This window comes from Agrobacterium vaccinii, from assembly GCF_021310995.1.
Lineage (GTDB): Bacteria > Pseudomonadota > Alphaproteobacteria > Rhizobiales > Rhizobiaceae > Agrobacterium > Agrobacterium vaccinii.
Genome location: NZ_CP054150.1, coordinates 116,250 through 128,962 on the forward strand (window position 1 = coordinate 116,250; position 12,713 = coordinate 128,962).

A 12,713-nucleotide genomic window follows, 5' to 3' on the forward strand; every position below is an offset into this window, starting at 1 on the left:
GCCATGCCTGCTCCACGTTTTCCCGTTCGCCCAGCCAGCACGGGAGCCCTGTGATGACACCGACAACCAAATCCTCACTCACCTATTTCAAATGGGCCTTCATCGTCACGGTCGTCGGCCTTCTGCTGGGCGGTTGGCTCGGCTGGGAAATGACGGGCACCGTCAGCGGTACGGCCACGATTTTCTTCATCTGCGCGGTTCTGGCGGTTCTTGAGATATCGCTGTCCTTCGATAACGCCATCGTCAACGCCAACAAGTTGAAAGACATGACGCCTGAGTGGCAGCATCGCTTTTTGACCTGGGGTATTCTCATTGCCGTTTTCGGCATGCGTATCGTCTTCCCGCTGCTCATCGTCGTTATCGCGGCCAATGTCGGTCCGTGGACGGCCATGGTCATGGCGGCGACCGAACCGGAACGTTATGCGCAGATCATGAAGGACGCACATCTGCCGATCGCGGCCTTTGGCGGCACCTTCCTGATGATGGTGGGTCTCAGCTTCTTCTTCGATCATGAGAAGGACGTGCATTGGGTGCGCTGGTTCGAAGAGAAGATCGCGACCTATTCGTCGATCAAGGGCATCGAGATCGCTTTCGTGCTGATCGTCATGCTGGTCTTTTCGCGCATCATCGCCAATAGCGCTGATCCAGCGCTGGGTCCTGAAGCAGCTACTCTCTTCTTCAGTTCGGCGGTCTGGGGTCTGTTGACCTTCCTTCTGGTCGAAGTTCTCGGCGGCATTCTGGACCGTAGCCAGCAGGTGCTGGAAGGCGCGGCAAAGGGCGGCTTCGGCGCGTTCCTTTACCTTGAAGTGCTGGATGCCAGCTTCTCCTTTGATGGCGTCATCGGCGCTTTTGCGCTCACCTCAAACCTCTTCATAATCGCCATCGGTCTTGGCATCGGTGCCATGTATGTGCGCTCTATGACCATTATGCTGGTCGAAAAAGGAACGCTGGCGGAATACCGCTATCTCGAGCATGGCGCGTTCTATGCCATCCTCATCCTCTCGGTCATCATGTATGTGCAAAGCCTCGTCCATATTCCAGAAGTCATCACCGGTCTGGGTGGCGCAACGCTCATCGGTATCTCGCTGTGGTCTTCCATTCGCTACAACAAGCAGGAAAAAGCACGGGAAGTCGAAGGCGCGCAGGGTGCCGAGATTTAACGCTATTAACGCCGCTTAACTCTTCGAGTGAACGGCGCGGAATTGTGCGATTGAAGAATATCGCTTAAAATATGAGCTTCGGCGGTGCCTCCGCCGAAGCTTTTTGTTTGTAAGGGCAGGATTAGCGGGCATTTCTGCTGCAAAACCTAACTGGCACGCTTGATGCGTGTATCTCTTCAAGTCCAGAGGGGACGCTAGCTCGAAAACGAGCGCAAGAGCCGCCGCCACATCGATGCGCACGTCAGTGCAGACACGGTGGGCGGCGGTTTTGTTTTGTTCATTGATTTGCGCCAAAATCCGCTGGTGACTTTTTGGGATTGCAAACGTACGGAGTTGGATACGTGTCTGTCGAACTGTCGCCAAGTCAGGCGCTGAACCTCTGGCACCGGGTGGTGCTGGCGCAGGTCGAGGAAGATGCCCCGGATCTGACAGCCCGGCAGATGGCGATCCTGCTGCATATCTACCTCGTGCCACCGCCGCATACCGTCAGAGGGCTGGCCTCGGTCCTGGGCGTCACCAAGCCCGTCATCACCCGCGCACTGGACAGCATGGGTGCGTTAGGGCTTGTAGACCGCGCGCGCGATGAACGCGATCGCCGCAATGTCGTCATCAAACGCACAGTGGCCGGTGCGCTTTATCTGGAAAAATTCGGCGATCTGATCATCGAGCATGCCCGCAGGGCTTAGCGTGCCGCTTCAAAAAGGTGTATGCCGGTGAGAGAATACGCAAATGACGGCGAGCAGGACGCATCGATATGACACCCACGGAAACCACACTCGACCGCCGCCTCAACATCTTCCGCTCCGATCTAGCCGATGAGGCACTCAAGGGTCAGGTGGAGGCGGAACGGTTTGTCAGCGGTACTCCATCGCAGATCACGGTTCCGGTCATCGGTCTCCGTCCAAAGCCGGATTTGACTGCCGGCATCGATACGGAATTGCTGCTGGGTGAAACCATCAGGGTGTTTGAAAAAGCCAATGGCTGGGCCTGGGTTCAGGCGGATGCAGATGGCTATGCTGGCTATCTGCCGGAAACCGCATTCGGTGAGACGGTTGCACCCACCCACCGCATCATCGCGCCCCGCACCTTTCTTTACCCCGCTGCTGAACTCAGAAAGCCACCGATTGCGGCACTGTCTATGGGCAGCCAGCTACACTTTGTCGGAGAAGCCGAAACACGCGGCACACGGTATCTGATGACCGAAAACGGGGAGGGAGTCATTGCTGCCCATTGCATTAGCGTCGAGCAGGTGCTGGCGGAAGACTATGTGTCCATAGCCCTGCGCTTTGTGGAAACGCCCTACCTCTGGGGCGGGCGGTCAGGCTTTGGTATCGATTGCTCCGGTCTGGTCCAGTTTTCGATGGCCATGGCGGGCAAATCGGTTCTGCGAGATACGGATATGCAGGTCCGCTCCCTCGGCACCGAGATCACCCGCGAAGAACTGCGGCGTGGCGATCTTGTGTTCTGGAAGGGCCATGTCGGCATCATGGAAGACGAGGAGACGCTTCTCCACGCCAATGGCCGCACCATGACTGTCTCGCGGGAGAATCTCGATGAGGCGATCAAGCGTATCGGCTGGCTCTACGAGATGCCGACGGCCTACCGCCGCCCTTGAGTTTTCACGAAAACGTTTGCATCCATCCGCTGGCTTGGCGCGGTGACCGTTCTATATAACAGGGATAGAACATTCGGCAGGACCATTCCTATGGCACGACCAGCACTCCGCATCGCGGCTTTTCTTTTCGCCAGTTTCTCACTTGCTTCGAGCGGTCAGGCGCAGACCGTTTATGAAAATGGTTACCTGCCAGCGCCGGATGCCTACGCCAATCTGCCGGGTGTGAAAGACCCTAAGACGCTGCAGCCGAAGGAGCGCTACAACTGCCACTCCGCCCCTGTGATTTCGAGCTATTCGGATGGCCCTTACCGCGATGTCTTCGGCAATCGTGGTCTGGCAGTGCAGGGCTACCGTTGCACCGGTTCCGCCGGCGTGACTGCGACAGGCAACCGCGTGCCGACATCGAAGGACTGGTATCCCGGCATCAATCCGCCTGCGGTGGATTTCTAACGGTCAGCGAGAACCGTCTTTGCTGAAACCGGTCTGGACTTGCCGCTGTTTTATCAGATAAGTCTTTTTCTCGGGAGCAGATCAGGCTCCTGAAGGCTTAAAGCCTTTCGAAATGCGCGGCGACATCGGCCCTTCTTAATTTATGGAGCCCGGTGCGGGGGATAGCAGCAGCAATGACGAAGACAGACATAGCGACCCGTGTTCACAACCACACCTGGAAGCTGGACCCCATCGTCCGCAGCCTCATCGATACCGACTTCTACAAGCTATTGATGTTGCAGATGATCTGGAAGCTCTATCCAGAGGTGAACGCGACATTCTCGCTCATCAACCGCACCAAGACAGTCAAGCTTGCCGATGAAATCGACGAGATGGAACTGCGTGAGCAACTTGATCATGCCCGGAGCCTGCGTCTTTCCAAAAAGGAAAGCATCTGGCTGGCGGGTAACACGTTCTATGGCCGTTCGCAGATTTTCGAGCCAGAGTTTCTCTCGTGGCTGGATAGCTACCAGCTGCCGGAATACGAACTGTTCAAACGCGATGGGCAGTACGAACTGAATTTCCATGGGCGCTGGATGGACACCACACTGTGGGAAATTCCCGCCCTTGCTATCATCAATGAGCTTCGCTCGCGCAGCGCCATGCGGTCGCTCGGCTATTTCACGCTTGATGTTCTCTATGCGCGCGCAAAGGCCAAGATGTGGGCAAAGGTGGAGCGTCTGCGCGAACTTCCCGGCCTTCGTATTTCCGATTTCGGCACTCGCCGTCGCCATAGCTTCCTGTGGCAGCGCTGGTGCGTGGAAGCGTTGAAGGAAGGCATCGGCCCGGCATTTACCGGCACGAGCAACGTTTTGCTGGCGATGGATTCCGACCTAGAAGCCGTCGGCACCAATGCGCATGAGCTGCCGATGGTTGTCGCTGCCCTCGCACAGAACGACGAAGCTCTGGCCGCAGCGCCCTATCAGGTCATGAAGGACTGGAACCGGCTTTATGGCGGCAACCTTCTGATCGTGCTGCCGGATGCTTTCGGCACTGCTGCGTTTTTGCGCAATGCGCCGGAATGGGTGGCGGACTGGACGGGTTTTCGCCCCGATAGTGCACCGCCGATCGAAGGTGGCGAGAAGATCATCGACTGGTGGCAGAAGATGGATCGCGACCCGAAGAAGAAGCTGCTGATCTTTTCGGACGGTTTGGATGTGGATGCCATTATCGACACCTATAAGCATTTCGAGGGACGCGTCCGAATGAGTTTCGGTTGGGGCACCAATCTGACCAATGATTTTGCCGGATGCGCGCCCAACACGATTGAAAGCCTGAAGCCGATTTCCATCGTCTGCAAGGTTATCGACGCCAACGGACGCCCCGCCGTCAAGCTTTCCGATAACCCGCAAAAGGCGACCGGAGAACCTGAGGAGGTTCAGCGTTACCTGAAATTCTTCGGTCAGGAAGACCGTAAGGAGCAGGACGTGCACGTCTGAGCAGGGAGCGGTTTGCCGCTCCCTTGCCAGTTACTTCTTCGCGAAATTGCGTGAGATATATTGAAACAGCGCGCGAATGGCCTGCGCTTCTCCGCCGATGGAGGAATGTGGACGCTCGCTGAGCGACCACCCGTAAATATCGAAATGCGCCCATTTCTTCGTCTGCGTTACGAAACGCTTGAGGAAAAGCGCTGCCGTGATCGAACCGGCCATGCCTCCTGCTGGCGCATTGGTGATATCGGCTGCACGGGAGCGGATATCCTTGTCGTAGCCCATGTAGAGCGGCAGGCGCCACAAGGGATCATCCACATCCATGCTAGCATCGCTGATGCTGTGTGCGAGATCTTCATCATCCGTGAAGAACGGTGGCACATCGGGGCCGAGCGCCACGCGGGCGGCACCTGTCAGCGTCGCCATGTCGATGATGAGATCCGGCGCATCCTCGTCGGCATAGGCAAGCGCATCCGCCAGCACGAGACGGCCTTCCGCATCGGTATTGTCGATCTGAACGGTCAGGCCTTTACGGCTCTGATAGATATCGCCGGGGCGGAAGGCGTTGGCCGAAATGGAGTTTTCCACGGCAGGCACGAGAACGCGCAAATCGATCGGCAGGCGGGCGTCCATGATCATGAGCGCCAGACCAAGCACATTGGCCGCCCCACCCATGTCCTTCTTCATCAACGCCATCGAAGACGATGGCTTGATGTCGAGGCCGCCGGTGTCGAAGCATACGCCCTTGCCCACCAGCGTCAGGCGCGGATTGCCCTTTTTGCCCCAAGTCATCTCCAGCAGGCGCGGCGCGCTTTCGCTGGCACGACCGACCGCATGGATCAGCGGAAAGTTTTCTTTCAGCAGGTCTTCGCCTGCCACAACCGAAACCTGCGCCTTGTAGTGGGCAGCCAGACTGCGGAATGCGATCTCAAGCTGGTCCGGCCCCATGTCGTTGGCAGGCACGTTGATGAGGTCACGGGCCAGATAAACACCCGCCAGAATCCGCTTGATCTCCGCATCTTCTGCGTCGCGGGGGATTAACAGCTTCGCGCCGTTGCTCTTTGACGTGCGGTATTTATCGAAACGATAGGCGCCAAGGCCAAAGCCCAACATCAGACGGTTGACCGTCAGCGGGGCGGTCTCGATGTGCCAGTCGCCTTCGGGCAGCTCCCGCGCCAGCTTGCCGGTAATGAAAGGAAGCTCCGACGGGTTGGTGCCGAGCCCTAGAAGTGCGCCGCCGAGGGCACCTTCTGCGGATGGAATGAGCAGAATTGCGCCTGCATCTGCCTTGAAGCCCGCTTTACGCGCCCAATCGAGAGCAATCGGATCAATCGCGCCCTGTTCGATGTGAGCGGGTGTCACTGCAAAGACAGGCAGTGTTTTTCCCGCTTTGGAACTGAAAGGCGTAGTGCGATCGATAAATTGATAAGGAGGCATTCGACTGCTTTCGTAAAGGTCTGAATCGGCAAATTAACATTCTGTTAGGGTTAACAGATTATTGCTGGAGCGAGGGTTGCGTCGAGCGAAATCGCTTCGTGTCACCCGTTTCGATCATAACCGAGAGCCGGGGGCAATGTCGTGATTGCTGTTTCTTCCCTTCCAGAGCGCCCAAACGTGCTGTTGCGCGGCGTCTGCGCGGCCGTGCTTGCCCTGTCTCTTGCGGGATGTTCCACCAACAAGCCAGACCGTATGTCGACCGGCTCGGTGGCGCCGGTATCCCGTTCCTACGACCAGATGAACATGGAGCAGTTACGGCAGGCGGAAGCATCCACCGGCAAGGCCTATGAGCATAATCCAAGGGATCGCAACACGGGCCTCAACTACGCCAATCTGCTGATGATGACGGGGAAGAACACGCAGGCCCTTGCTGTCATGCAGCAGGTCGCCATCGCTTATCCGACAGATCGTGACGTTCTTTCTTCCTACGGCAAGGCACAGGCCGCTGCCGGTCAGCTGGAACAGGCACTCAACACCATCAACAGGGCGCAGACACCGGATCGCCCGGACTGGCGTCTTTATTCGGCAGAAGGCGCTGTGCTGGATCAGCTTGGCCGCTCATCCGAAGCGCGGGCAAAGTACCGGCAGGCGCTCGATCTGAAACCGAACGATCCGAGCATTCTCTCCAATCTGGGAATGTCTTACGTGCTTCAAAGCGATCCGCGCACGGCTGAGACCTATATGCGCTCCGCCGCGTCCCAGCCCGGAGCCGACAGCCGTATCCGCCAGAATCTTGCACTGGTCGTCGGGCTTCAGGGACGCTTCGAAGAGGCGGAACGCATTGCGATGCAGGAACTGTCCGCCCAACAGGCGCAGGCCAACCTGACCTATTTGCGCGGCATGCTATCCCAGCAGAATGCATGGTCGCAGCTTTCCGACAAGAACAAGAGAACGGCAACGAATTAAGTTTGTTGCCATGGTCCTCAAAAGGCGGTCTGCGGGCCGCCTTTTTGCTGCGCGCAGACCGGTTCAGAACGTATCCGAAATACGAATTCCAGCAGGGCCGAGAATGACGGCGATCAGCACCGGCAGGAAAAACAGGATCATCGGCACGGTGAGTTTGGGCGGCAGAGCGGAGGCTTTCTTCTCGGCTTCGTTCATGCGCTCGTCGCGGCCTTCCTGTGCAAGAACGCGCAGCGCCTGCGCCAGGGGCGTGCCGTAACGCTCTGCCTGGATCAACGCCTGCACCACGCTTTTTACGCCATCCAGCTGCGTGCGAAGTCCCAGGTTTTCGAGTGCGGTACGCCGATCCTGAAGGAAGGACAGCTCTGCCGTGGTCAGCACCATTTCCTCGGCAAGTTCAGGCGACTGCTCCGCTAGTTCTTCGGCCACACGCCGCATCGCCGCTTCCATTGATACGCCCGATTCCACACAGATCAACATCAGGTCCAGCGCATCCGGCCATGCGCGTTTGATCGATTTCTGGCGCTTGGACATTTGATTGGAAACGAAGATGTTGGGTGCATAAAAGCCCAGATAGCCAAAGCCCAGCACCGCCATCAGCCGAATTCCGAACGGCCTGCCGTCGAGATTTCCCATGACGAAGACCCAGAGAAAAGCCAGCACGAGGAACACGAAGGGCAGAATGAAGCGGGCGGCCAGAAAAGTGTTCAAGGCGTTTTGGGATCGGTAGCCCGCGGCCCGCAGCTTGTTGACCGTATTGGCGTCAACAAGCGCTTCGCGCAGATTGAAGCGTTCGACGATCCGGCGAGCGGATTTGTTGTTGTTCGACCGTAACGAGGCCTTTTCGCCTTTGGCTGCCTCGCTCATCCGGTTGCGTTCCCGGCTTCGGATCAGGTCGCGTTCCGTGGACACGGCTTTCATGCGTTTGCCCAGATCGCCCTTCTCGAAATAGGGAATGGCAAGCGTGTAGAAGGTTGCAAAAACAGCGACGGCAACGAGGACGGCCACGATGAGATGCGGGTTGGTGAGGCTGGATGCGAGTTGCTGGAACATAGTGCTACCGCCTCAAATATCGAAGTTGATCATCTGGCGCATGACGATGATGCCGATGGACATCCAGATCGCCGACGCGCCGAGAATGAGATGACCGCGCGGATCGGTGAACAGCACCATGATGTAATCCGGCGATGTCAGATAGACGAGCAGCGCCACGATAAAGGGAAGGGCGCCGATGATGACGGCGGATGCCTTGGCCTCCATCGAGAGCGCGGAGACCTTGGCCCTCATCTTGCGTCGTTCACGCAGCACTTTGGACAGGTTGGCCAGCGCTTCGGAGAGATTGCCACCCGCCTGTGCCTGAATGGTGATGACGGTGCCGAAGAAGTTGACCTCGGGCAGTGGCATTGTCAGCATCATGCGGTTGATGCCTTCGGGAATGGTCATGCCCACCTGCTGCGCTTCCACCACGCGCTGGAACTCGGTTTTGACCGGCTCCTGCCCGTCCGAAGCGATCAGCCGTACGGAATCGTTGAGCGGCAGGCCGGATTTGATGGAGCGGTACATCACATCGAGTGCATTCGGAAACTCTTCCAGAAACCTGTTCTGTCGGCGCTTGACCAGAAAACCGAGGATCCAGCGAGGAAGGCCAAGCGCGCCGACAAAGCCGCCACCGAGTGCTAGATAGATGGGCGCACCGTAAAGCAGGGCGACGAGGAAGACGGCGATCCCAAGACCACATCCCAGGACATAGAATTTGCGCACCGAAATCGACAGTCCGGCCTGAACCAGCCTGCCGCGCACACTCGTGTCCCGCCGATCCTTGGTTTTCTCGTTCTGCTTCTTTTCAAGATCCTTGAGGGTGTCCTGCACGGATTTGCGACGCTTGCTCAGTTCCTGAACACGGTCACGTGCGGCCTTGATCTTGGTATGGTCGGTTTCTGCGGCCTTGACCCGGCTCACGCGGCTTGCGGTTTTCTTTTCAACTTCGATCTGCGGGAAAAGGAAGACATAGGCCATCGCTCCTGCCGATATGGCGACCAGGATCACGAGCAACACCACCGTCATATTCATTCTACAGTTCCGTTCTGATCCTGCTTATTGAGACTGGCTTTCCATTTCATCGAGGGCGGCGGCCAGGCGCTTTTCCTCGTTGAAATAGCGTGCCCGATCCCAGAAATGCGGTTTGCTGATGCCGGTCGAAACATGGCGGCCGATCAGACGTCCGCTCGCATCTTCGCCATCCATCTCGTAGCGCATCAGATCCTGAGTGATGATCACGTCGCCTTCCATGCCCAGCACCTCGGTGACCTGCGTGATGCGGCGCGAACCGTCGCGCAGACGCGCAGCCTGAATGATGACATCGACGGAGGAGGAGATGATTTCGCGGACGGTCTTTGCCGGAAGACTGAAGCCACCCATGGCGATCATCGATTCCATACGGCTTAGGCATTCGCGCGGGGTGTTGGCGTGGATCGTTCCCATGGAGCCGTCATGGCCCGTGTTCATCGCCTGTAACAGGTCGAAGACTTCGGGCCCACGCACTTCACCGACGATGATGCGCTCAGGGCGCATACGCAGGCAGTTCTTGACGAGATCACGCATGGTGATTTCACCTTCGCCCTCAATGTTGGGCGGACGGGTTTCAAGCCTTACCACGTGGGGCTGCTGCAACTGAAGTTCGGCAGTGTCTTCGCAGGTGATGACACGTTCGGTCTTGTCGATATAGCTCGTCAGGCAATTGAGAAGCGTCGTCTTGCCTGAGCCGGTGCCGCCGGAGATGACGACATTGCAGCGAACACGCCCGATGACCTGAAGAAGAACGGCACCCTCCGGTGTGATGGCTCCAAAGCGCACCAACTGGTCGAGCGTGAGTTTGTCTTTCTTGAACTTCCGGATCGTCAGTGCCGGGCCATCGATGGCGAGCGGCGGGGCGATGACGTTGACGCGCGAACCGTCCGGCAGGCGAGCGTCGCAGATCGGGCTCGATTCATCGACGCGGCGACCGACCTGGCTGACGATACGCTGGCAGATCGACAGGAGCTGAGCATTGTCGCGAAACCGTATGTCGGATTCGATGGTTTTACCGCCCACTTCGATGAAGGTCTGGCCGGAACCGTTAACCATGATGTCGGCGATGTCGTCACGCGCCAGAAGCGGCTCCAGCGGACCGTAACCCAGAACATCGTTGCAGATGTCTTCCAGCAGTTCTTCCTGCTCGGAAATCGACATCGCGAAATTCTTGATGGTGATGATATCGTTGACGATATCGCGGATTTCTTCGCGCGCACTTTCAGTGTCGAGTTTCGCCAGTTGCGACAGATCGATGGTGTCGATCAGCGCCGAGAAGACCTGCGCCTTTGTCTGGTAATATTCGTCGGTCCGCGTGCGCTTGCGCACCTGTGGGGGCGGAGAATGAGACGGGGCTGCTGGCGAGGGTAGGACCAGTGTCTCCACCGGCTCAGCACGCGGAGCCGCGACAACGGGCGACGGGGCAGGGGAGGATGCCGCCGGTCCACTGTTTGTGCTTCGTGAGAAGCCTTCGTTGCCACGTTTTCCGAACATAGATGTCTTCCGGTCTGTCTTTGCACGGCCATGCCGCGCATCACTTGCGTTTTATAAGGTCCATGAATTTGCCAAGCCCCGCCCGCTTCGCCTTTCGCGCCGAAGAACGGCCCGTGACGATGTGGGAAATCTGAGAGAACGTCTCGGCAATCGGCGACTTTGCATCGATTTCGCTGATCATCCGCCCGCTATTGGCAGCGTTGCCGAACAGTTGAACATCGAATGGAATGATGGCGATCGGCTCGATCTCCAGCGGTTCGAAAAAGTCGGCAGGTGCAATCTCGGGCCGCTTCACCATGCCAACCTGATTGAGCACCAGATGCGGAACCTTGTCGTTGGGTCGAAGCTTTGTCAGCGCATCCAGAAGGTTCTTGGTGTTGCGCAGATTAGCGAGGTCCGGCACTGCCGTGATCACCACCTCGTCGGCTTCGGCCAAAACGGTTTGCGTCCAGTCAGACCAGATGTGCGGAACATCGAGAACCGCAACCGGCGCACTGCGCTGTAAAAGCTCAAGCAGAGGCTGGAAGGCCAGCCGCTCGAAATCATAGGATCGGTCGAGAAGCGACGGCGCGGCAAGCAGCGAAAGATGCTCGGAGCATTTGGTCAGCAGACGGTCGAGAAACATTTCGTCCAGACGCTCGGGCGCGTAAACCGCCTCGGCGATGCCCTGAGCAGGGTCCTGATCGAAGTCGATATTGGCGGTTCCGAACGGCAGGTCCAGATCGGCGAGAATGGTTTCCGTGGAAAACAGCTGCGAGATGCCGAAGGCGCAATTGTGCGCGATGGTCGACGAGCCGACGCCGCCCTTCGCGCCGATGAACGCGATGTTACGACCCAACGGTTCGGCCTCCGGGTCAACGAAGATCGCCGAGATCGACGCCAGCAGATCCGGCATTTTCACCGGCGCAACGAGATATTCCGAAATGCCATTGCGGATGAGATCGCGGTAGAGCGTGATGTCGTTATGGCGGCCGATGATGATCACGCGGGTCGTCGGGTCGCAAACTTCTGCCAGCGGTGCCAGGTCGTTCAGCAGCGTCGAAGGCTCGCGCGCCGTTTCCAGAACGATTAGGTTGGGCGTCGGGCTTGACGAAAACATCGTCGCTGCCGCTTCGATCTCGCCATTGGTGACGCGCAGGCTGACCTTGTTCATGCGGCGGTCGCCCGAAAGGCGCTCCATCAGGCGCTGCATGCCCTCGCTTTCGCAGAATGCATGGATGGAAATGCGGGGCAGAGGTCGCAGACCCTCCAGATCGCCCGTGCGCAGGGGCTCTTCGGCGTAGGGTTCGTCCGGGTTTGCGTGCTGAATATCGTAGTTTACCGGGTTCATTGTGTTTCCTGTTGCCGCATCCGCTCTGGCTTCACGTCACTCTGTCGTTGCCGTTGTCTTGCCTGCGCGATAGTTGCCAATCACCACAGAACGACGCTCTGCATCGATCGGGCTCATACCGCGCGGACCGACAAGGTCCATCGGGTTTGCCACCTGCGCTGCCAGATTGTTTTGTGATGCACAGCCGAAATTGTACCAGTTCTTGTTGGAATAGGTGTTATCCGAAAGGTCTTCCGGCCATTGCCCGCACTGCCCGGTCATCGCCGTGATGGCCACGTAGCTCAACCGGATGGGAGCAGCATCCCCCGAGGGTGCGGCACCATAGGGCGTCTCCACGATCTTGGTTGCCGGAATGCCGGAAGAGGCCAGCACGGACCGAATTTGCCGTTTCAGGATCGAAGCCGCAGCGGAGTTTGCCGAGCCCATGGGAATCTGCATCTGCACGACGCCCGATGAGGTGGAGGAATAGCTCTGCGCAAAGCCCTTGATGCTGTCGGCCATGCCGACCGTTAAACGGTTGTCGCCAGCAGAAACCGGGATATCCAAGGAGTGCTGCGCTTCCGAAAGCGTGATCGGATGGCGGGTGCGGTAGTCATCTGGAATGGCGCCTGTCGACATCGGGTCGCGTGCGCAGCCCTGCGCCAGCATTGCCGTCGTCAGTAGCGCGGCAACGAGGCTGACGCGGCGGATCGTGTGGCGTTGCGCGAGAGGTTTCATCTGGTGCATCT

Annotated in this window: 12 protein-coding genes; 6 read left to right on the top strand and 6 right to left on the bottom strand. The window is 58.2% G+C overall.

The annotated features are described in order from the left end of the window. Positions 1–53: 53 nt before the first annotated feature. The 5 genes from HRR99_RS00585 to pncB all read left to right on the top strand — a co-directional run bounded on the left by HRR99_RS00585 (position 54) and on the right by pncB (position 4,703). Complete coding sequence (locus tag HRR99_RS00585; RefSeq protein WP_233122386.1) at positions 54–1,160, top strand: DUF475 domain-containing protein; 1,107 nt, start codon at positions 54–56, stop codon at positions 1,158–1,160. Between the two features lie 341 nt (positions 1,161–1,501). Continuing rightward, positions 1,502–1,846, top strand: coding sequence for a MarR family transcriptional regulator (locus HRR99_RS00590; RefSeq protein ID WP_112497809.1), 345 nt, complete (start codon positions 1,502–1,504; stop codon positions 1,844–1,846). A 68-nt stretch (positions 1,847–1,914) separates the two neighbouring features. After that, a complete protein-coding gene (locus HRR99_RS00595) occupies positions 1,915–2,775 on the top strand; it encodes a C40 family peptidase (protein WP_233122387.1) in 861 nt (286 codons plus the stop codon). A 90-nt stretch (positions 2,776–2,865) separates the two neighbouring features. After that, entirely contained in the window at positions 2,866–3,225 is a 360-nt protein-coding gene (locus tag HRR99_RS00600; protein WP_111840047.1) for a hypothetical protein, read from the top strand. Positions 3,226–3,398: 173 nt separating this feature from the next. Continuing rightward, on the top strand, positions 3,399–4,703 hold the full coding sequence (gene pncB / locus HRR99_RS00605) for a nicotinate phosphoribosyltransferase (RefSeq protein ID WP_111840046.1): 1,305 nt from the start codon (positions 3,399–3,401) through the stop codon (positions 4,701–4,703). 30 nt (positions 4,704–4,733) lie between these two features. Here the strand turns inward: pncB and HRR99_RS00610 are convergent, their stop codons facing one another. Then, complete coding sequence (locus tag HRR99_RS00610) at positions 4,734–6,131, bottom strand: leucyl aminopeptidase family protein (RefSeq protein ID WP_111840045.1); 1,398 nt, start codon at positions 6,129–6,131, stop codon at positions 4,734–4,736. Positions 6,132–6,383: 252 nt separating this feature from the next. Here HRR99_RS00610 and HRR99_RS00615 point away from each other — a divergent pair, with 252 nt between their 5' ends. Next, on the top strand, positions 6,384–7,097 hold the full coding sequence (locus HRR99_RS00615) for a tetratricopeptide repeat protein (RefSeq protein WP_233123530.1): 714 nt from the start codon (positions 6,384–6,386) through the stop codon (positions 7,095–7,097). Between the two features lie 63 nt (positions 7,098–7,160). On the opposite strand, the gene HRR99_RS00620 is transcribed toward HRR99_RS00615, so the two are convergent. From HRR99_RS00620 to HRR99_RS00640, 5 genes are read right to left on the bottom strand one after another with little or no spacing between them, the layout of a single operon-like run. After that, positions 7,161–8,147, bottom strand: coding sequence for a type II secretion system F family protein (locus HRR99_RS00620; RefSeq protein ID WP_233122388.1), 987 nt, complete (start codon positions 8,145–8,147; stop codon positions 7,161–7,163). A gap of 12 nt (positions 8,148–8,159) precedes the next feature. Then, complete coding sequence (locus HRR99_RS00625; protein WP_233122389.1) at positions 8,160–9,164, bottom strand: type II secretion system F family protein; 1,005 nt, start codon at positions 9,162–9,164, stop codon at positions 8,160–8,162. A gap of 24 nt (positions 9,165–9,188) precedes the next feature. Continuing rightward, positions 9,189–10,655, bottom strand: a complete 1,467-nt coding sequence (locus HRR99_RS00630; protein ID WP_112497803.1) for a TadA family conjugal transfer-associated ATPase — start codon at positions 10,653–10,655, stop codon at positions 9,189–9,191. 40 nt (positions 10,656–10,695) lie between these two features. Then, positions 10,696–11,985, bottom strand: a complete 1,290-nt coding sequence (locus tag HRR99_RS00635; protein ID WP_233122390.1) for a CpaE/TadZ family protein — start codon at positions 11,983–11,985, stop codon at positions 10,696–10,698. 36 nt (positions 11,986–12,021) lie between these two features. Beyond that, positions 12,022–12,702: a CpaD family pilus assembly protein gene (locus HRR99_RS00640; RefSeq protein WP_233122391.1), complete on the bottom strand. Its 681-nt coding sequence runs from the start codon at positions 12,700–12,702 to the stop codon at positions 12,022–12,024. Positions 12,703–12,713: the final 11 nt, after the last annotated feature.